Annotated in this window: 19 protein-coding genes; 6 read left to right on the top strand and 13 right to left on the bottom strand. The window is 71.3% G+C overall.

What is annotated here, in order from left to right; genetic code table 11:
- Positions 1-60 precede the first annotated feature (60 nt).
- From J2S58_RS09945 to ku, 12 genes are all read right to left on the bottom strand, one after another.
- Positions 61-1,020 carry a manganese catalase family protein gene (locus J2S58_RS09945; RefSeq protein WP_205258047.1) on the bottom strand — a complete coding sequence of 320 codons (960 nt, stop codon included), beginning with the start codon at positions 1,018-1,020 and terminating at the stop codon, positions 61-63.
- A gap of 85 nt (positions 1,021-1,105) precedes the next feature.
- Complete coding sequence (locus J2S58_RS09940; protein WP_205258048.1) at positions 1,106-1,648, bottom strand: hypothetical protein; 543 nt, start codon at positions 1,646-1,648, stop codon at positions 1,106-1,108.
- 342 nt (positions 1,649-1,990) lie between these two features.
- Positions 1,991-2,773 carry a DUF305 domain-containing protein gene (locus J2S58_RS09935; RefSeq protein ID WP_205258049.1) on the bottom strand — a complete coding sequence of 261 codons (783 nt, stop codon included), beginning with the start codon at positions 2,771-2,773 and terminating at the stop codon, positions 1,991-1,993.
- 144 nt (positions 2,774-2,917) lie between these two features.
- Positions 2,918-3,478: a dihydrofolate reductase family protein gene (locus J2S58_RS09930; RefSeq protein ID WP_205258050.1), complete on the bottom strand. Its 561-nt coding sequence runs from the start codon at positions 3,476-3,478 to the stop codon at positions 2,918-2,920.
- A 129-nt stretch (positions 3,479-3,607) separates the two neighbouring features.
- Positions 3,608-4,039, bottom strand: coding sequence for a DUF2000 domain-containing protein (locus J2S58_RS09925; RefSeq protein WP_205258051.1), 432 nt, complete (start codon positions 4,037-4,039; stop codon positions 3,608-3,610).
- A gap of 122 nt (positions 4,040-4,161) precedes the next feature.
- Positions 4,162-4,959: a helix-turn-helix transcriptional regulator gene (locus J2S58_RS09920; protein WP_205258052.1), complete on the bottom strand. Its 798-nt coding sequence runs from the start codon at positions 4,957-4,959 to the stop codon at positions 4,162-4,164.
- A 93-nt stretch (positions 4,960-5,052) separates the two neighbouring features.
- Entirely contained in the window at positions 5,053-6,612 is a 1,560-nt protein-coding gene (locus J2S58_RS19200; RefSeq protein WP_205258053.1) for a GTPase, read from the bottom strand.
- 32 nt (positions 6,613-6,644) lie between these two features.
- The gene (locus J2S58_RS09910; RefSeq protein ID WP_275889533.1) at positions 6,645-6,770 is read right to left on the bottom strand and encodes a hypothetical protein; all 126 of its coding nucleotides are present in this window, start codon (positions 6,768-6,770) and stop codon (positions 6,645-6,647) included.
- 201 nt (positions 6,771-6,971) lie between these two features.
- The gene (locus J2S58_RS09905; protein ID WP_205258054.1) at positions 6,972-8,342 is read right to left on the bottom strand and encodes a GTPase family protein; all 1,371 of its coding nucleotides are present in this window, start codon (positions 8,340-8,342) and stop codon (positions 6,972-6,974) included.
- A gap of 14 nt (positions 8,343-8,356) precedes the next feature.
- Complete coding sequence (locus J2S58_RS09900; protein WP_205258055.1) at positions 8,357-9,109, bottom strand: hypothetical protein; 753 nt, start codon at positions 9,107-9,109, stop codon at positions 8,357-8,359.
- Positions 9,109-9,687, bottom strand: coding sequence for a GNAT family N-acetyltransferase (locus J2S58_RS09895; protein WP_205258056.1), 579 nt, complete (start codon positions 9,685-9,687; stop codon positions 9,109-9,111). The genes J2S58_RS09900 and J2S58_RS09895 overlap by 1 nt, the downstream gene beginning before the upstream one ends.
- Positions 9,684-10,712, bottom strand: a complete 1,029-nt coding sequence (gene ku / locus J2S58_RS09890) for a non-homologous end joining protein Ku (protein WP_205258057.1) — start codon at positions 10,710-10,712, stop codon at positions 9,684-9,686. The genes J2S58_RS09895 and ku overlap by 4 nt, the downstream gene beginning before the upstream one ends.
- A gap of 47 nt (positions 10,713-10,759) precedes the next feature.
- Here ku and J2S58_RS09885 point away from each other — a divergent pair, with 47 nt between their 5' ends.
- From J2S58_RS09885 to J2S58_RS09875, 3 genes are all read left to right on the top strand, one after another.
- Entirely contained in the window at positions 10,760-13,330 is a 2,571-nt protein-coding gene (locus J2S58_RS09885; RefSeq protein ID WP_205258058.1) for an ATP-dependent DNA ligase, read from the top strand.
- 179 nt (positions 13,331-13,509) lie between these two features.
- Positions 13,510-14,169 carry a ferritin-like domain-containing protein gene (locus tag J2S58_RS09880; RefSeq protein WP_205258059.1) on the top strand — a complete coding sequence of 220 codons (660 nt, stop codon included), beginning with the start codon at positions 13,510-13,512 and terminating at the stop codon, positions 14,167-14,169.
- 18 nt (positions 14,170-14,187) lie between these two features.
- Positions 14,188-14,958 (top strand): ferritin-like domain-containing protein, encoded by a 771-nt coding sequence (locus J2S58_RS09875; protein ID WP_205258060.1) that lies wholly within the window; start codon positions 14,188-14,190, stop codon positions 14,956-14,958.
- Positions 14,959-15,238: 280 nt separating this feature from the next.
- Here the strand turns inward: J2S58_RS09875 and J2S58_RS09870 are convergent, their stop codons facing one another.
- The gene (locus tag J2S58_RS09870) at positions 15,239-16,024 is read right to left on the bottom strand and encodes an IclR family transcriptional regulator (protein WP_205258061.1); all 786 of its coding nucleotides are present in this window, start codon (positions 16,022-16,024) and stop codon (positions 15,239-15,241) included.
- Positions 16,025-16,209: 185 nt separating this feature from the next.
- Here J2S58_RS09870 and J2S58_RS09865 point away from each other — a divergent pair, with 185 nt between their 5' ends.
- Genes J2S58_RS09865 through J2S58_RS09855 form a run of 3 tightly spaced genes read left to right on the top strand, consistent with a single transcriptional unit; the run spans position 16,210 to position 18,982 of the window.
- Entirely contained in the window at positions 16,210-17,139 is a 930-nt protein-coding gene (locus J2S58_RS09865; RefSeq protein ID WP_205258062.1) for a 5-dehydro-4-deoxyglucarate dehydratase, read from the top strand.
- The gene (locus J2S58_RS09860) at positions 17,136-18,065 is read left to right on the top strand and encodes a carbohydrate ABC transporter permease (RefSeq protein ID WP_205258063.1); all 930 of its coding nucleotides are present in this window, start codon (positions 17,136-17,138) and stop codon (positions 18,063-18,065) included. The genes J2S58_RS09865 and J2S58_RS09860 overlap by 4 nt, the downstream gene beginning before the upstream one ends.
- Positions 18,062-18,982: a carbohydrate ABC transporter permease gene (locus tag J2S58_RS09855; protein ID WP_205258064.1), complete on the top strand. Its 921-nt coding sequence runs from the start codon at positions 18,062-18,064 to the stop codon at positions 18,980-18,982. The genes J2S58_RS09860 and J2S58_RS09855 overlap by 4 nt, the downstream gene beginning before the upstream one ends.
- The last annotated feature ends 16 nt before the right edge of the window (positions 18,983-18,998 follow it).

Raw genomic sequence — 18,998 nt, 5'->3', positions numbered from 1 at the left:
CCCGGCCGCCGCGTCCGCGAGGACACGACGACCGGGCGCCGGGTGGTGCGGGGAGCCGGATCAGCTGGTGGGTGCCACCGGCCCGTAGGTCTGGCTGACCTCGGCCATCTCGATCTCCGCGCTGGCCTGGATGAGGGCGAGCAGATCGGCGTCCAGCCCCGGGGAGAACTCCTCGAAGCGCTCCTCGGCGATGGTCGACGGCACGCCCTGCGGCGCCTGCTCGTCGGCGACCAGGTTCGTGCCGTCCTTGGACGGCGACATGCCCTGGAAGATCCGGCCGGCCTCGGACTGCGCGGCCAGGTCGAACGTGTACTGCTTGCTCTGCAGGCCCAGGTCGGTCAACTTCTTGACCTCCGGGAACCGCTCGGCGTTGGTCTTGGGGATCGGCAGGAGGGTGTTCCAGTTGACCCCGAGCGACTCGAGCGCCTTGGCGTATCCGTTCTCGTGGGCCTGATCGCGCACGATCAGGTACGCGATGGTCGAACGCGCCGTCTTGTTGTTGGTCATCTCGTAGATGCGGCACTTCTGCAGGCGGCCGGTGGCCTCCAGCATCAGGTTGTACAGCAGGTCGAGCACGAGATTGCCGGAGTTGTAGACGTAGCTCCCGCTCCACGGATTACCCGCGGAGTCGACGGGCAGAGCGCCCTGCGCGGCCACCAGGTAGTGGTGGATGTTGCCCTGGTCCAGCGCCAGGTTCAGCGGGGTCGCCCCACCGGCTCCCGGAGTGTCCAGCGGGTCGGTCTTCTCGCCGTTGTAGCGCGGAGAACCGTCCAGCAGCCGGGAGATCGTGGTGCCGATCAGCTCGACGTGGCTGATCTCCTCGGTGCCGATGCCCTGGATGAGGTCACGGTAGGGCTTGCCCGCCGGCCCGCGGAAGTTCATCGACTGGAACAGGTACTGCATCATCGTGCGCATCTCGCCGAACTGCCCGCCCAGGCCCTCCTGGAGCGCGTTCGCCGCGGCCGGATCCGGCTCGTCGGCTTCGATGTCGTTGATCAGTCGCTGCACGTGGAAGTACACGGGCGGTCTCCTCGAGCTGGGGGACGGTGCGGGATCGAGCTGCTGGCGCTGGAGCGGTGGTGCACATCGGGCCGGAGCCCGACGGTCAGCCCTTCAGCAGGCCGGCGAGGAGCTGGGCAGGCTTCTGCTGCTCGCCCTGCTGGGCGCCGAGCACGATGAGCACGCCGGTGGCGGCGGGGATGACCCACTGCGCGATGCGGAGCTGCTTCTGGGCCGAGGCGACATCGGCGGGCGTGGCAGCGGACGGCACGACGGAACCCTCGGTCGGGAACGCGCCGGCCTTGCCGACCTTGGCGCCCTGGAGGCCGCTCCAGGCGGTGGCGGCCAGCGCGACACCGGTCAGTGCGGCCTTGACGGCGGTGTTGGAGCCGGCGCCCTTCTGCTCGGCGATGCGACCCTTGTTGGCGAGGATGAGGCCGACGCCGCCGATGGCGTGGATGCCGATCGCGGCGGCGTTCACCGGGGCCCAGCGGGCCCATCCGGCGGACGCGACGACGGGACGCTGGGTGGCGTCGTCGACGGAGTTGGCGCCACCGTTGAGGCCGACGGCGCCCATCAGCGAACCGCCGAACCAGGCGGCCAGGCCGACGTCGTGCATGCTGCGGATGACGGTGTTGCGAGACTTCATGAATGCTCCTCGTTCGACAGGCAGGACGCCGCTCACGTGGTCGGAGCGACGAAGAAGGGGACCGGTCGATCGCGCGGGGGCGACGATCGACAAGGTCGGTCTCTGAGCGGGTTCCCGGTTTCCACGGGGCCGAAACATGTTGGCTGCGTGGGAATGTGAGCCGAACAGGATGGCGACCGTGGCGGGAGAGGGCGCCGAGACGGGCGGCGCGGGGGCTGGAATCTCAACCCTTCCGTGACCTTACGCCGTTCTCGGGCGGAGCGCCGGGCGGGTGGTGGAGCGCTGGACCTGACAATTCGGCTCGAGCCGCCCCCGGTGGGAGCCGGACCGGTCGGGTGCGACTCAGCCCGCGTTCTGCAGCTGCTCCATCTCCCCGATCTCGGTCGCCTGCGTCTCGGCGATGGTCCGCGCCAGCTCCAGGGCGTCTGAATCGACCCCCGACTCCAGCTCGACGCCGGCCATCGTCACCGCTCCCCGGTGGTGGGCGATCATCAGTTCCAGCCAGCGCGCGTCGAAGTCCGCGCCGGTGGCGGCGGTCAGCTCCGCCATCTGCTCGGGCGTCATCATCCCGGCCATCCCGGCCATCCCGGACATCCCGCCACCGTCGGTGGCGACCTCACTGGTGGCGGTCCCTGTGGTGTCCGTCCCGCCCATGTCCATGCCGCTGTGGTCCATGCCGGTCATCTCGCCACCGGCCGTGTCCGTGGCCGTGTCGGTGTCCGTGGAGCCGGCGGCGGCACCCCAGGTGGCGAGCCAGCCGTTCATGACGTCGATCTCCGGGGCCTGCGCCGCCCGGATCCGTCCGGCGAGGTCGAGAACGGCGGGGTTCGTCGTGCGGCCCTGCACGAGGTCGGCCATCGCGACCGCTTCCTGATGGTGGACGACCATCGCCCGGGCGAAGGCCACGTCGGCATCGTTGTGCGACAACGGATCCTGCGCGGCCTCGGCGGTGTCACCGTTGGCGGGGGCATCGGCGGGGTCCGACGTCGCGGGTGCCGCGCTGCCCGGAGCGGCAGCCGTGGTGCTGCTCGTCGAAGCGGTCGTGTCGGTACCGCTGCAGGCGGCCAGGGCGAGGACACCCGTCAGAGCGAGGGTGGTCAGCACGGTGCGGGGTGCGCGGCTCAACGTGTCCTCCTGGGGTGGTCGCTCCGGGGCGGTATCCTCCCGACCCCGTGAGGATACCCACGGGGGGTATGCAGAATCGGATCGGGTGCCGGGGTGACACGGGCGGACGGGCCATCGACCGGCGGCGCCGGGGGCGGCCGGTCGTCAGGGCCTGTTTCCGTACCGGTGCAGGACCACACCTCCGGGGAAGGTCCTCGTCTCGACGAGATCGAGATCCACCCGGTCGTCCAGCGTCGCGAAGAAGGGCGTGCCGCCGCCCACCAGGACCGGGTGGGTGACGGTGACGTACTCGTCGATCAGCCCGGCCCGCATGGCCGTCGCGGCGAGGCCGGCGCCGGCCACGTCCATCGGGCCGCCGTCCTCGGCCTTGAGTCGGGCGATCTCGGCGACGGCGTCACGGGTGACGAGCCGGGCGCCCTGGACCGCGCTGATCGTCGAGGAGAACACCACCTTCGGCATGTCCCGCCAGCGGTGGGCGAACTGGATCTCCGCCGGTGTGGCCCCGGGCTGCTGGTCGGCGGTCGGCCAGTGGGAGCTCATCTCCTCCCACAGCCGCCGCCCGTACAGCGAGAGGCCGGTGGCCGCCACGCGGTCGGACCAGAACCGGAACAGCTCGTCGCTCGGTGCGCTCCAGTCGAGGTCGCCGCCGGGCGCGGTGATGTAGCCGTCCACGCTCAGGTTCATGGCGTAGGTCAGCGTGCGCACGGGGTGCCCTCCCGGATGTGTGGGTCTGTATGGGTCCAGGGCAGGTGGACCGGCGCAGTGCGGTGGACTCATCGGTGGGGACCACCGGTGGGCGCTGCCGCCCCGTCGGCCACCGGGGTGCCGGTCGCCTCATCGGTGGAGGTGGGCGCCCTTGAGGATCTTGTCGACGGCGTTCCTGGCGCCGTGCAGACCGATCCCGACCAGCTCGAGGTCGGCGCCGGCCACCGCGTGCACGGCGGCCCGGTTGTCGGCATCGTGACCGGTGGCGAACATGTCCCGCGTGTAGACCGCGAGCGGGAACTCCCGGCCCACCGCCCGGGAGCGGGCGGCGGCCAGGGTCTGTCCGCTCGCCTCGAACACGAGGACGGGGATCCCCAGCATGCGCAGGTACCGCTGCCCGTCGGCGTCCTGGTAGTCCGCGCCCACCAGTTCGGGATGGGCAGCGGTGACCGCGCTGATCAGGAACGCGGTCACGTTGAGGCGTTGCCAGGTCGCCAGGTCGTGGCGCACCGCGACGGCGACCTTGTCGGTGAACGGGGGGACGAGGGGATCGGTGGTCACCCGTCCAGTGCAGGCCATGCCGGGCGCCGCCGTCTTGGACGTCCTTGATGTCCTGCCGTTCGATGTCCTGCCGGTCGCCGTCCTGCCGGGCGCGGTCCCCGGCGTCACCGGTGCCACGGAGGTCAGCAGGCCCCGCGTCGGTAGCGGCCCGGGGTGGTGGCCAGCAACCGGGTGAAGTGGCGGCTCAGGTGTGCCTGGTCGTAGAACCCGGTCTCCGCCGCCACGTCGACGGGTGCGTCGCCGGCGAGCAGTCGACGTCGGGCCAGATCCAGCCGCCGACCCACCAGGTAGCGGTGCGGGGGGATGCCGTAGCTGCGGGTGAAGGACCGCACCAGATGGGCCGTGCTCACCCCGACGACCCCGGCCACGGCGGCGATCCCGGCGATGCCGCCCGGGTCGGCGTCCAGGATCTCCCGGGCGCGACGGGCCACCAGGGCCGGCGGTTGCGCGAGCGTGCCGTCGGGGCGACCGGTCAGGTGCCAGGCCACCCGTTCGACCACCAGCGCCAGCCGGCTCTCGGCCTCCAGGTCGTCGCCGCGCACCAGGGCCCGGTCCAACGAGGAGGACTCCCGGAGGAGTCCGGCGTCTGGGATGAGCGGCCCGTCGACCGCCGAGCCGGTGAGCGAGGTGGGGAAGACGTCCCCGTCGAGGTAGATCACCCGCTTGCGGAACCCTCGCGTCGTCGTCGGCCGGCCGTCGTGCACGACGTGCGGCGGGAGCACCGTCACCCCGGCTCGCGGGAGAGCGGCATGTCCCTGGCGATCCAGGTGGTAGCCGATCAGGCCGTCGTCGACCAGCAGCAGGGTCCAGGTGTCGTGGGTGTGCGCGGGGTAGGCGTGGTCACGCCACTGGGCGTGCAGCACCTCGGCGACCCCGTGCACCCTCGGCCGCCACGCCTGCACCCGGTCCCGCGCGTCCATCCGGCGGAGTCTCCCACCGGCGTCGGGAAGCACGTCGGGGTGGCTCCGTGCGGCGCCCCGTCCACCCACCGCAGACCTCCCCTGTGTCGCGGATCAGCTGCCCGCCGTCGCGACCGCGGCGCAGAACCGGTCGTGGTCGGCGCGGGCCTGCCGGAGCGGTGCGAGTACCTCGGTGTCGGCCACCTCGGCCACCCGGTCGGTCAGCCGCCGACGCACCTGCCCGGCCCGCCTGCGTGCCCCGGCCTGCACCAGCGGTGTGCTCACCAGCGCCAGCAGCAGGCCGGCGAGCAGCCCGCCGACCAGGAGCAGGGTGGGGACCGGGATGCCCTGCACCCGGGGCAGCGGGACGACGTCCGCCAACTGCAGCAGGCCCAGCCCGACGAGCGCGAGCAGCCACAGCGCCCCGGCCAGCGCCGCCAGCGTGAGGAGCCACTGCAGGCCACCGAGCGCCCGCTGCCAGATCGGCGTGCGGTCCGGCCCGAGATCGGTGCCGGCGACCGCGCGGTCCAGCCGGTCGGCCAGCCGGTCCTTCGACAGGTCCGCGGTGCGCCGCAGCTCGTCCCGCCAGGCCTGGGGCAGTCCCTCGCCGGCGGCGTCGCGGGCCCGGCGCAGGGCCGAGTCCACGCCGGCGGTCTGCACCGCGCCGGCCTCGGGCAGCGAGCTCCGGGCCGCCTCGTCGCCCAGGTGCAACCGACCCAGCGGGTCGGCCCGGAGCTTCGCGGTCCAGCGGAGCAGCGGCCAGCCGGTGTGCTGGTTGCCCCGGCGCCGGGCCGAGCGCTCGACCGCGCTGACGACAGCGGGCACCCCGGCGGCGTTCGCGAGCGCGGCCGCCAGCTCCCGGTCGTCGCGGCCCGGGTTGCGGTCACCGGCGGTGTCCGGCGCGCAGTGTTCAGCCAGTGCGGCCGCGACGGACCGGGCGTCCGCGGCCAGTCGGTCGGTGGCCGCCCGCCGGGCGGCCACCCGGGAGGCAAGCTCGGCGCGCAGCTCGGGGAGCCCGGCCCCGGTGCGGGCCGCGGTGGGGAGGATCGGCGTCGCGGCCAGCCCCTCCCGGTCGAGCAGCCCGCGCAGGTCGGCCAGGCACGCCCGGGCCGACGCGTCGTCCAGTCGGTCGACCTGGTTGAGGACGACGACCAGCACCCCCGCGTGCCCGGCCAGCGGCGCCAGGTACCGCGAGTGCACCGCGGCGTCGGCGTACTTCTGCGGGTCGAGCACCCAGACCAGCACGTCGACCAGGTCGACCAGGCGGTCGACCTCGAGCCGGTTCTCCAGCCGGATGCTGTCGTGGTCGGGCAGGTCGAGCAGCACCAGACCGTCCAGCGCGGGCTCGGCCGGCTCGAACCGGTGCCGGCGTGGCACCTGCAGCCAGTCCAGCAACCGGTCGGCGCCGTGCTCGCCCCACACGCCGGCGTGCGCGACCCCGGTGGTCGGCCGGCGGACGCCCGGGGTGCTCACCTCGCTCCCGCACAGCGCGTTGAACAGGGTGGACTTGCCGCTGCCGGTCGCCCCGGCGAGCGCCACGACGGTCGCGTCGCCGAGGGCCTCGCGGGCGCCGGCCTTGGCCAGCAGGGTGCGGGCCCGGGCCACCTCGGGGACCTCGAGCCTGTCCTGCGCGACCTCCACCGCCTCCCTCAGCGCGGCGAGTCGATCGCTCATCGGGAGCTCCGCGCGTCGATCCCGGCCCGTCCTCATGCCCGACCTCCCTGGGCGGCGGACAGACCGGCGACCGCGGCGCGCAGGTCGGCGGCGGCGTCCGCGGTGGGTGCGACGTCCGCGAGCAGCTCGGTGAACCGGTCCTGCTCCCTGCGCAGCACCCGGTCGGCGCGGGCGTCGAGGTCGGCCCGGGCCCGCGTCGCGAGCGCGCGGACGGCGTTGTCCCCGAAGACCGCCTCCAGCAGTCGCTGCCCGGCGGGTGGTGCCGCCGGCGATGACCACCTCGGCGCCGGAGAGCCCTGCGGTGGAGGCGAAGACGGCGATCATCAGCGCCGCGCCGGCGCCGTTGACGCCCCAGGACATCAGCCGGGCCCGGGACCGCTTGCCCGCGCCCTCCTTGCGGACGAGCTCGAGCACGAAGCCCTGCCAGTCCCGCACCTCGTCGCGGCCAGCCCGGCGAAGGCGGGGGAGACACCGTCCAGCTCGGTCTCCCGGCCCCCGATCAGCGCGATGCCGCCGGGCAGCGAGCGCCAGGCGACGACGGTGTCCTCCGCGGCCCGCTCGGCCTCGGCCCGCAGCAGCTGCTCCACGCCGGACTCCACCGCGCCCTGCAGGTCCGCCGCCGGGTTCGGTCGGCCGGTGAAGGCCGCGGTCACCCGGTCGCGGAGCCGACCGACCTGCCCCTGCAGGCTGCGCATCCACTCCCCGGTGCCCACGAACTCCTGCCAGCGGGCGAGCACCTCCCCGCGCAGCAGGCTGCCGTTGCCCACGCCCTCGTCGACCGCGGCGCGGGCCCGGGCGTAGGCGGTGTCCGCCGCGGCGTGCAGTGCCCGGGCGGCGACCACCTGCTCCTCGACACCGACGACGACCACGTCGACCCGACCGCGCAGGCTCTCCAGTGCGCCCGCCAGCGTCTGCCGGACGACGGCAGCCCGTTGCTCCTGGTCGGCGGAGAGCGCGTGCAACCAGTTCCGCAACGGCGCCACCTGCTCCGCGGGCAGGAATCCGTCGATCAGCGGTCGTTCCTCGACGACGAACAGTCGGGCCGCGCCCAGCCCGCCGCGCCGCAGCATCGCGGCGAGGTCGTCGGCCACCTCGCCGACCGCCTCGGCCGGCACCCGGTCCAGGACGACGGCCAGGGCGGTGCCGCGCTCCTGTGCGGTCCGCAGCAGGTCCCAGGGGACGGCGTCGGCGTACCGGGCCGCCGTGGTCACGAAGATCCACAGGTCCGCGGCCCCCAGCAGCTGGCCGGCGAGCGTGCGGTTGGCCTCGACGACCGAGTCGACGTCCGGGGCGTCGACCAGGGCCAGGCCCGGTGGGAGGGCGTCGGTGGGGACCAGCGTGATGCCGTTCAGGGTGTCGCCCTCGCCGGTGGTGCGGGCCAGCCCGGGGAGCACCCGGTCACCGGAGAACCACCCCACGTCGGCGGCCGAGCAGACGAGCACCGGCGATCGCGTCGTCGGCCGGAGCACGCCCGGCGTGGTCACCCGGGCGCCGAGCACGCTGTTGACCAGCGTGGACTTCCCGGCGCCGGTGGACCCACCGACGACGGCCAGCAGCGGGGCGTCCAGGTCGCGCAGGCGGGGGAGGAGGTAGTCGTCGACCTGGTCGACCACCGCGCGAGCGGTGCGGGCGGCCTCATCGCGACCGGTGGTGGCCAGGCCGAGCGGCGCCGCCGCGACGGAATCACGCAGCCACTGCAGGGCCTCCGGCAGCCCGGTCAGTGTGGTCATACCTGGAGTATCGGTCAGCGGAGCGGCGGCGGGATGACGTAGACCGCCCGGCGCTGCTGGCCCCAGCCGAACCGGGTCTCGCACACCCAGTCCTCCATGTCGGAGGCGAACTTGGCGGCGATCTGCTCGACGGTCTGATTCCCGAGGGCGGTCCAGGTGAGCCAGCCGCCGATCGATGCGTCCTCCGCCGCCACCACGTCGACCCGCATCGCATCGGGTGCGTCGCTCTGCCAGTAGACGCGGGTGGAGCGGTACTCGTCGTCGGTGAGCAGACTGCGGATCACCGGCTCGACCACCCGACGTCGCAGCTCGGCCAGGTCGGCGTCGTCCTCATGGGTGGCCAGCACCTGCGGCGGCTCCGGTGAGGGAGCGCCGAAGGTGATCGTCAGCGAGCTGGAATAGGCAGCCGACGGGGCGGGCGGGTCCGAGAACACAGAGGTCCGGCCGCCGCCGGGTGGACGCTGCGGTGCCGGGGCCGACGGATCGTCCCGCCCGCGTGCGTAGTGGACGGCAGGGCCGTCCAGCTCGTCCTCGAGGTCGGATGCCACGCTCCCGCCGGCCATCTGCCACCGGGTGTCCCGGTCGGAGAGAGATGTGGTGGACCAGTCCCGAAGGCGGGTCCGCAGCGTCTTCGTCAGCCCGAGGGAGTCCATGTCGACGGGCCGCGGGTGGGTCAGGTCGGTGATGTCGACCAGCGGTCCCTGTCCGTCGTCGGCCCGGAGCAGGAACCGCCGCTCATCGTCGGCGTGCATCTCGATGTGCACCATCAGTGCTCCTGCTTCCGATCGCCGACCAGCACGGACATGACCAGCTCGTCGTGCCAGGCGCCGTCGGCCCACAGGACGTCCCGGCGGCGGCCCTCCACCACGAACCCGCACTTCTCGTAGACCCGTCGCGCCCGGGGGTTGAAGGCGAAGACGGTGAGGGCGATGCGGTGCAGGCCGACCGCGAAGGCGTGGTCGCGGACCAGTGCGGTGGCCTGGGTGCCGTAGCCGCGTCCGACCGACGGGCCGCTCAGCCAGATCCGGAAGTTCACCGACGCGTTCTCCGGGTCCAGCTCGTTGAGCACGGCCTCGCCGAGGAAGGCGCTGTCGGTGCGCCGCAGCACGGCCCAGTCGGCCCGGTCGTGCTGGTCGGCGCGGGTGGCCAGCCAGCGCCGTACCGCCTCCGGCGCGAACTCGGCGCTGCTCCCGGTGAGCCGGGTGACCTCCGGATCGGCCAGGCCGAGCAGGTAGTCGTCCAGCACGGCCTCGGTGAGCGGCACCAGGGTGACGTCGATGCCGTGCAGCGCGGGCTGCAGGCGGAAGACGTCCGCCGGCACCGCGGGGCCGGCGGACGCGATCACGACGCGGTGCGCCGCCGACGTGGTGCGGTCTCGCCCTCTTGGGCGTCCGGGTCTGCCTTGGTGGCGGCTTTCTTCGCCGCCGGCTTGCGAGCGGGCTTGGCCGGGGCCGCGTCCTTCTCGGCGGTGTCCTTCTTCGCCGCGGGGGTGCGGCGTCGCGTCGGCTTGACCGGCGCCTCGTCGTCGTCCTTCGCTGCCGCCTTCGTGTCGGCGGTGTCCGTGCTCTCGCCCGACTCGTCCGCCTGGGCGCCGCCCTTGTGTCGCTGCACGCTCCTCCGCAGTGCGGCGAGCAGATCGACCACCTCCGCGTCCTCGTCGGAGGATTCGGTCTCCTGGGCCGGGAACGCTTCCCCTCCCTCGAGTTTCGCGTCAATCAGCTGCTCGAGCTCGGCCCGGTAGGTGTCGGTGTAGTCCTCGGGGCGGAAGTCGTCGGCGAAGCTGTCGACCAGGGTGGCGGCCATCTTCAGCTCGGCCGGCTTGATGTCCACGTCCTCGTCGAGGGAGGCGAAGTGGGCGGCGCGCACCTCGTCGGGCCAGAGCAGCGTCTGCACGACGAGCACGTCGTCGCGCACGCGGAGCGCGGCCAGCCGGGTCTTCTGGCGCAGGGCGAAGTGCACGATGGCGATGCGGTCGGTGCTCTCCAGGGTGCGCTGCAGCAACACGTACGCCTTGGTCGACTTGGACGCGGGCTCGAGGTAGTAGCTCTTGTCGAACAGCACCGGGTCGATCTGGTCGGCGGGAACGAAGCTGGACACCTCGATCTCGCGGCTCTGGCTCACCGGGAGCTGCTGGAAGTCCTCGTCGGTGAGGATGACGGTGCGGCCGTCCTCGGCCTGGTAGGCCTTGTCGATCTCGGCGAACTCCACCTTCTCCCCGCACACCTCGCAGACCCGCTGGTAGCGGATCCGGCCGCCGTCGGCTGCGTGGACCTGGTGGAAGCGGATGTCGTTGTCCTCGGTGGCCGTGTAGACCTTGATCGGGACGTTGACCAGGCCGAACGCCAGGGAGCCTTTCCAGATGGAGCGCATCGACCCATGATGGACGGCCGGCACGGCTTTGGCGAGGGGGTACGGGGGTGGCCCCAGCAGGCACCGGACGTGCGCGCGCCGGGGGGAAGGCGAGCGGCGGCACGGGCGACAGCACCCTGGTCGACCTGGACGGACACCGTTTCACCCTGACCAACCTGGGGAAGGTGCTGTACCCGGACGCGGGTACCACCAAGGCCGAGGTCATCGGCTACTACGCCGCCGTCGCGCATCTGATGGTCCCGCACACCGCGGGGCGGCCCTGCACCCGCAAGCGGTGGCCGAACGGGGTCCGGTCCGAGCCGTTCTTCCAGAAGAACGTGGACGCCGCGACGCCGGCGTGGGTCCGCCGGGTCAGCATCGAGCACTCGTCGGGCCCGAACGTGTACCCGGTGGTCGACAACCCGGCGACCCTGGCCTGGATGGCCCAGAACGCCGCGCTGGAGATCCACGTCCCGCAATGGCGTTTCGACTCCGGCGATGTTCCGCAGAACCCCGACCGGCTGGTCTTCGACCTCGACCCGGGGCCCGGCGTCGGCCTCGACGTGTGCGTGGAGGTGGCGTTCGCCGTCCGGGAACGGTTGGCCGGCGGCGGGATCGACCTGCCGATGATCCCGGTGACCAGTGGGTCCAAGGGCATCCACCTCTATCTCGCCCTGGACGGGTCGTTGACCTCCGCGCAGGCGTCGGACCAGGCCCGGGAGCTGGCCGAGGCGGTCGAACGGGACCTTCCCGCCCTGGTGGTCTCCCGGATGAGCAAGGCGCTGCGCCCGGGAAAGGTGTTCATCGACTGGTCGCAGAACAACGGGAACAAGACGACCATTGCGCCGTGGTCGCTGCGCGGTCGGGAGCGGCCCACGGTCGCCGTCCCCCGGACGTGGGAGGAGCTGGGCCGGTCCGGTCTGGCCCATCTGGAGCTGGCGGAGGTCCTCGATCGCATCGCGGGCGACCCGACCCCGGGTGACGCGCAGGACGTCGACCCGATGGCCGGGCTGGAGGACGCCGACCGACCCCGGGTGACCACCGGCGGTACGCCCCCGGGCCCGGACAAGCTGGCCACCTACCGGTCCATGCGATCTCCCGACCGGACCCCCGAGCCGGTGCCGGGGCCGGCGGAACTGCCGCACGGTGCCGACGACACGTTCGTCATCCAGGAGCACCACGCCAGTCGGCTGCACTACGACTTCCGACTGGAACGCGGCGGCGTCCTCGTCTCCTGGGCCGTCCCCAAGAACCTGCCCACCGACACCAAGGGCAACCGGCTGGCCGTGCACACCGAGGATCACCCGATGGACTACGCCGCGTTTGCCGGCGACATCCCGGCCGGGGAGTACGGCGGGGGTCACGTCGAGATCTGGGATGCCGGAACCTATGTCACCGAGAAGTGGCGGGACGACGAGGTCATCGTGGTGCTGACCGGGCGGCGGGTGGCCGGTCGCTTCGCGTTGATCCGGACGAACGGCAAGAACTGGTTGGTGCACCGGATGGCCGATCAGAGCCCGGCCAAGGCCGCTGCCGCGGCGGCGCCCGCCCGTCCCCGCCGTTCGCCCGCGCCGCCGCCGGCCCGCGCAGCGCAGCAGGACACCGCCGGGGACGACACCGACGCTGCCGCCGACGCCGCGACCGGCCGGGCCCCCACCGATCTGTCCCCGATGCTGGCCGGCCCCGGAACCCTGACCGACCTCGACCCGGCCACCACCTGGCGGCTGGAGGGCAAGTGGGACGGCATCCGTGCCCTGGTCTCCGTCGACGACGGGGGGCTCACCATCCGCAGCCGTACCGGCCGGGACATCACCGCCGGCTATCCCGAGCTGGCCGGGCTCGCCGACGCCCTGGCCGGGTTGACCGTGGTGCTGGACGGGGAGATCGTCGCCTTCGCCAACGGCGCCACCCACCGCGGGGGAGACCTCGAGGGGCGCAGTGACTTCGGCCTGCTGCAGCAGCGGATGAACACCAGCCGCGCCGCCGACGTCGCCCGGCTGGCCGGCACCGTGCCGGTGGTCTTCCTGGCGTTCGACGTCCTGCACCTGAACGGGGTGTCGCTGCTGCGCAAGACCCTCGACGATCGACGCACCCTGCTCGAGGCCCTGCACCTGGACGACGAGCACTGGCGGACCCCGGCACGCCTGGACGGCGATCCCGAGCAGGCTCTGGCCGACAGTCGCCGCCGCGGGTGGGAGGGGATCCTCGCCAAGAAGGCATCCTCGACGTATCTGCCGGGCAAGCGCGCGGGGACCTGGGTGAAGCTGAAGAACCAACGGATGCAGGAGGTCGTCGTCGTCGGGTGGAAGCCCGGGAACGGGCGCCGCGCCGGCGGCATCGGATCGTTGCTGCTGGCCGTCGCGGACGACGACGGGACGCTGCGGTACGCCGGCAAGGTCGGCACCGGGTTCACCGAGGCCATCCTGGACGACCTGCTGACGCGACTGACCCCGCTGAAGGCCGACCGGGCCCCGGTGGACGGAGTCAGCCGCCCCGAGGCCCGGGATGCGGTGTGGGTGCGCCCCGAGCTGGTCGGCGAGGTCCGCTTCGTGGAGTGGACGCACGACGGGCATCTGCGGGCGTCCAGCTGGCGCGGGCTGCGGCCGGACAAGCGCCCTGCCGACGTCCGGGTGGAGTGAGACCGGCGGATCTGCGCCCGGCCGAGGTCCTGGCGCGGAGCGCCAGCCGACCTGGGAGACGCACCGGAAATCCGGTCAGATTCCTCGCGAACGGACCCATCCGGGCGACCGCGCTCACCGAACCCCAGGACGACGGCCACATGGGCCGCACCTGCGCCACCCGATGAAGGAGTGAGCTGATGGGATCGAACGAGGTGTTCGGCGGCAAGCCGGTGCTGGAGTTCAGCACTGGGCTGCAGCGTCGGAGTTTCCTGAAGTACGCGGGGATGGTGGGGGTGGGTGCCGGTTTCGTCGCCGGTGGCCTGCTCGGCGCCCCGTCTGCGGGTGCGGTGACCAAGGCGCGTCGTGAGGCGGGGCTGGCGGCCACGGATGTGGACATCCTGAACTACGCGTTGACTCTGGAGTATCTGGAGGCCGATTTCTACGCGATGGGCCTGCAGGCGGGGTTGCTGACCGACCGCGAGTTGGAGTTGGTCACGCCGATCGGTGATCACGAGAAGCAGCACGTGGCTGCGGTGACGGCGGCGGTGTCCTCGTTCGGTGGGACGCCGGTGGCGAAGCCGAATATCACGTATCCGGCGGGGACGTTCGACTCGCGGGACTCGTTCCTGAAGAACGCGTCGGCGTTCGAGGAGCTGGGTGTGACGGCGTATCACGGGCAGGTGCCGTTGATCCAGTCGCTGGAGGTGCTGGCTGCGGCGGCGTCGATCGCGGGGGTCGAGTCGCGGCATGCCGCGGTGGTCGCTTCGCTGTTGGGGACGAACCCGTTCCCGAACCCGATCGAGAAGAACGCCTCGATGGACACCGTCCTGGCCGCCGTCAAGCCGCTGATCGCCTGAGCGGGAGAGAAGATCATCATGAGCAAGCGTGCAGAGTTCGTGCGGGGCGAGATGGCGTCGGTTCCGGCGTCGGTGGCGTTGGGGGCGTTGAACAACCGGTGGGCCTACGCGGCGCCGGGTGATTTCGCGACCGACATCGATGTCCTGAACTACGCGTTGACGTTGGAGTACCTGGAGGCGGCGTTCTACGTGCAGGGCAACAAGGCCGGTCTGGTCTCGGGTGTGGAGGCTGATTACCTCAAGCAGATCCAGGCCGATGAGGAGTTCCACGTCACGGCGTTGACCGACACGATCACGTCTCTGGGTGGCACTCCGGTGTCGGCTCCGGGGGTGGATTTCGGGGGTGCGTTCGATTCCCGGACGTCGTATCTGACGACGTCGGTGACGTTCGAGAACGTGGGTGTGGGTGCGTATCTGGGGGCGGCCGGGTTCATCAAGGACAAGGCCATCCTGCAGGCTGCGGCGGGGATCTTCGGGGTCGAGGCGCGGCATGCCGCGGTCGTCGCGGTGCTGTTGGGTCTGCCTGCTGAGGGTGGGGTCTACAAGGGTGCGTACGAGACGCCGATCGACAAGGCCACCGTGCTGGCCGCGGTCACCCCCTTCCTGACGCAGATGGCCGGCCCCATGCCGGTCGGTGCACCCGACACCGGTGGTGGCAGCACCACGTCGTCCGACAACAGCGGTCTGCTCGCCGTCGGCGGAGCGGCCCTGCTCGGCGCGGCCGGGGTGGCGGCCTACGCCGCGCACCAGCGGTCGTCCGGGACGGCCACGGAGTCGACCCAGGTCTGATCTCCGGATCGAACCGGCAGTCCCTGCCGCCCTGCACCTCCTCGGACGTGCAGGGCGGCATTCTGCTGTCCGGGGGAGCGTGCACCCGAGCGCTCTCTCAGGCGGGACGAGCGGCGCGGATCCGGGCCAGGCCGCCGCAGCGTGCGCTGGTCCTGCCCTGGGCGGCGTGTGTTCTGGAAGTCGTGAGACGAATCGGATCGTCACCCCGTCCGGTCCGGCGGCGGGGGTGCGTGCGCACCCGCCCCTGATCCTCGGCCGGATCCGGCTGGGGCAGGGGAGGTCACCGCAGCCGTCGAACGATGGTTCGTGCAACCTGCGTGAGCAGCTCCGCGGTCCGCACCTCCTCGCCGGCGGTCCAACGAGCTGTGGGCTTCGAGCAGCTGAGGCCGTAGTTGCGGCCCTGCGCCGAGAAGGAAACGGCTACGCAGCACAGTCCAGGAGTGCCCTCTTCCCGATCGACGGCGTACTGCTGCTGTCGGATCCTGGTCAGCTCGGCGTCCAGCAACGCGGGCTCGACGATGGTGTGCTCGGTCAGCGGGGTCAACGTCACGGGCAGGTGGTGCGGCACGTCCGCCGGGTCCAGGCTCGACAGGATGGCCTTGCCGAGGCCGGTCGCGTACACCGGGAGCCGGCGCCCGGAGTGGAAGCGCACACCCAGGGCATGACGGGAGTAGCGCGACGCCAGATAGAGGATGTCGGTGTCCACCAGGGTGGCGAGATGGACCGTCTCGCCGAGCTCGTCCCGGGCGCCTTCCAGCAGATCCACGGCCGCGTCGACCACTGAGTCGTCGTCGCGATGCCCGGCCGCGGCGATCATCTGCAGCTGCCGTCCGACGCGGTAACGGTGGGCCGCGTCCATCTGCAGCCAGGATCGCTGGACCAACGTCGCCAGCAGGGCGTGAAGGCTGCTCTTGGGCAGTTCCAGGCGGTGCTGGATCTCCGAGAACGTCACCCCGTCGGCCTCGGCCGCGACCAGTTCGACGACCGCGACGGTCCGGTCCGCAGATTTGACCGACGGTTCGGACGAGGCGGTCCTCCGTGGGGGTGACGAATCGGAAGAGTTCATGGATGTGAACGTAGCAAACGCAGCCAGTCACGCAACTTCACGGCGCGACGAGTAGTCGGCGCTGACAGCCCTTGCGCAGACGCCGAAGATCACCTAATTTTCCTTCCAGCGTCTCACCGAAGAGTTCGCATATGAGAACTGGAGAATCCTCCTTGACATCGCTGTCGCCAGGTTCCCCGCAGCCCGTGACGGCTGCGCTCCGGGAGATGTTGTTCTTCCCGGTCACTCCGTTCCGATCGGACGGCACCGTCGATCACGATCTGCTCGCCGAGCATCTGCAGAGCGGACTGCGGTTCGATCCGCCGGCGGTGTTCGCAGCCTGCGGCACCGGCGAGCTCGCGTCCCTCTCGATGGGTGAGCACAGGCGCGTCGTGGAGACGGCCGTGCAGAGCTGCGGGACGACCCCCGTCTTCGCCGGCGTCGGTGGGGGGCTGGGATCAGCCACGGCCCAGGCGGTCGCGGCGCAGGAAGCAGGAGCCGGCGGCCTGTTGATCCTGCCGCCCTACCTGAACGAGGCCCCTCAGCAGGGCTGGGTGGAGTACTACAGCCGGTTGGCCGAGTGCACCGATCTGCCGGTCGTGCTCTACCAGCGCAACCAGGTCCGCTTCGACCTCGACACCTGCCGTGCGCTGGCTGATGTTCCCGGAGTGATCGCGTTCAAGGACGGGCTGGGGGACCTGCGGCAGATGCGCGAGCTGGTCGACGAACTGGGGGATCGATGGGTCTTCTGCAACGGGCTGCCGACGGCCGAACTCACCCAGATCGACTATCAGGCCCTGGGTGCCCGCAGCTATTCATCCGCCGTGTTCGCCTTCTTCCCGGAGATGGCCGTCGCCTTCCGTGATGCACTGGTGGCCGGGGACGCCGGTCGCGCCGAGTACCTGCTCGCCACCTTCTTCCGACCGCTGGGGCAGCTCCGGGACGAGGTGCCCGGCTACGCCGTCGCCCTGGTCAAGGCTGCACTCCGCCTGGGCAACCCGGGTTTCGGCCCCGTCCGCGAACCGCTGGTCGGACCGTCCCCCGAGCACCTGCGCCGTCTGCAGGTGCTCATCGACATCGGCCACGAAGCTCTCGCCTCGTCAGCGCCGGTCCTCCCGGCGTCGGCGCCGGCGTGAGTACCGGCACGCTCGACCGGGCCAGTTCGACAGTTCCGGCCTCCAGCCGTGTCGCCGCGTTCGTCGATCGGCGCATCGGCTGGATCCTGGTCCTGCCCACCGCCGCCGCCGTCGTCCTGGTCTGCATCTTCCCGCTCATCCAGGCGGTCCAGATCTCGTTCCAGGACAACAAGCTCCGCAACCCCTCTCCGCAGTTCATCGGCCTGGACAACTACCAGGCGCTGCTGTCGGACCCGGCGGTGTGGCATTCCCTGTGGATCTCCGCGGTCTTCGTGGGTCTGTCCGTCTTGTTCTCCTACGTCATCGGGTTGGGCCTGGCCGTGCTGCTCAACCGGCCGATGCGTGGACGAGGCCTGGTCAGGGCCGCGATCATCATCCCGTGGGCGGTGCCGGCGTTCGTCGCTGCACTGGTCTGGGCGTGGATGTACAACGACCAGTTCGGCATCATCAACTCGATGCTCAACGACGTCGGGGTCGACAACCCGCCGACGTGGCTGGATCAGACCTGGGCGCTGCTCTCGCTTATCGTCGTCATGGTGTGGAAGAGCTTCCCGTTCCAGTTCGTCATGCTGCTGGCCGGTCTGCAGTCCATCCCCAAGGAGCTGTACGAGTCGGCCAGCGTGGACGGGGCCGGCAAGTGGCGGCAGTTCTTCTCCATCACGCTGCCGATGCTGCGTCCGGTGTCCTCCATCGCCATTCTTCTGGCTGCCATCAACGCTTTCCACTACTTCCCCATCCCCTGGATCATGACCCAGGGGGGACCGTCCAAGGCCACCGACGTCATCCCGGTCGCGACGTACAACATCGCCTTCAACGCCGGTGATCTGGGCTACGGATCGGCCGCCGCCGTCTTCATGTTCCTGGTCATCCTGCTGGCGGCGTTGCCGTTCCTGCGTTCCTACTACCGAGAGCTCAAGCAATCATGACGAGTCCCCTGATGACCGGTGAGGCGGTACAGGTGACACGGAACGTGCCGCGGCCGGCTCGACGACGTCGACGTGGCCTGGACGAGCCGTCCTGGCTGGAATCCACCATCGTGTTCCTCACCCTGGCCATCACGGTGCTGGTCTGCCTGTTCCCGTTCCTGTGGATGATCCGCACCGCACTCACCCCGACGAAGGATGCCTTCTCGACCGATCCCAGCATCCTGCCCAGCTCGTTGACCCTCGGGAACTTCGGGCGGGTGCTGACCTCACCCAGCACGCCCTTCGTCCAGCAGTTCTTCAACACTCTGCTGGTCTCGACGGCCACCACCGTTCTGGTGATCATCTTCGGCATCACCGGCGCCTACGCCCTGGCCCGGCTGAAGTTCGTGGGGCGGCGGGCCTTCGGCATGACCCTGCTGATCGTCCAGCTCTTCCCCGGGGTCCTGCTGGTCATCCCACTGTTCGTGGTGCTGGTCAACCTGAACCTGACCAACTCCTACCTCGGTCTGATCCTGGCCTACAGCACCACGAACCTCCCCTTCGTCGTGTGGTTCCTGCGGGGCTACTTCCTCTCCATCCCGGAGGAACTGGGGGAGGCGGCCAGGATCGACGGCTGTACCCACCTGGGGGTGCTGTTCCGCATCGTGCTGCCGCTGGCCCGGCCCGGGATCGCGGCTGCGGCGACGCTGGCCATGGTCAGTGCCTGGAACGAGTACCTGTTCGCCTTCATCCTCATCAAGGACAGCGACAAGCGGGTGCTGTCCACCGGTCTGGCCTCGTTCATCGAGCAGTTCACCGCGGACTACAGCGGCCTGTTCGCGATGGCCACCCTCACCACGATCCCGATCGTCGCCGTCTTCCTGCTCTTCCAGCGCCACCTCGTGGGTGGGCTGGCCGCCGGCGGGGTCAAAGGATGACCCCGCCCGTCTTCTC

Source organism: Nakamurella flavida, from assembly GCF_030811475.1.
GTDB classification, from domain to species: Bacteria; Actinomycetota; Actinomycetes; order Mycobacteriales; family Nakamurellaceae; genus Nakamurella; species Nakamurella flavida.
The sequence above is the reverse complement of the archived record's forward strand: the minus strand, read 5'-3'. Positions and strand labels throughout refer to the sequence as shown.

Excerpts from the sequence above, each read along its gene's own strand:
- ku (WP_205258057.1), bottom strand. The coding sequence starts at position 10,712 with ATGCGCTCCATCTGGAAAGGCTCCCTGGCGTTCGGCCTGGTCAACGTC.
- J2S58_RS09880 (WP_205258059.1), top strand. The coding sequence starts at position 13,510 with ATGGGATCGAACGAGGTGTTCGGCGGCAAGCCGGTGCTGGAGTTCAGC.
- J2S58_RS09900 (WP_205258055.1), bottom strand. The coding sequence starts at position 9,109 with ATGGTGCACATCGAGATGCACGCCGACGATGAGCGGCGGTTCCTGCTC.
- J2S58_RS09875 (WP_205258060.1), top strand. The coding sequence starts at position 14,188 with ATGAGCAAGCGTGCAGAGTTCGTGCGGGGCGAGATGGCGTCGGTTCCG.
- J2S58_RS19200 (WP_205258053.1), bottom strand. The coding sequence starts at position 6,612 with ATGAGCGATCGACTCGCCGCGCTGAGGGAGGCGGTGGAGGTCGCGCAG.
- J2S58_RS09905 (WP_205258054.1), bottom strand. The coding sequence starts at position 8,342 with ATGACCACACTGACCGGGCTGCCGGAGGCCCTGCAGTGGCTGCGTGAT.
- J2S58_RS09855 (WP_205258064.1), top strand. The coding sequence starts at position 18,062 with ATGACGAGTCCCCTGATGACCGGTGAGGCGGTACAGGTGACACGGAAC.
- J2S58_RS09920 (WP_205258052.1), bottom strand. The coding sequence starts at position 4,959 with ATGGACGCGCGGGACCGGGTGCAGGCGTGGCGGCCGAGGGTGCACGGG.
- J2S58_RS09870 (WP_205258061.1), bottom strand. The coding sequence starts at position 16,024 with ATGAACTCTTCCGATTCGTCACCCCCACGGAGGACCGCCTCGTCCGAA.
- J2S58_RS09940 (WP_205258048.1), bottom strand. The coding sequence starts at position 1,648 with ATGAAGTCTCGCAACACCGTCATCCGCAGCATGCACGACGTCGGCCTG.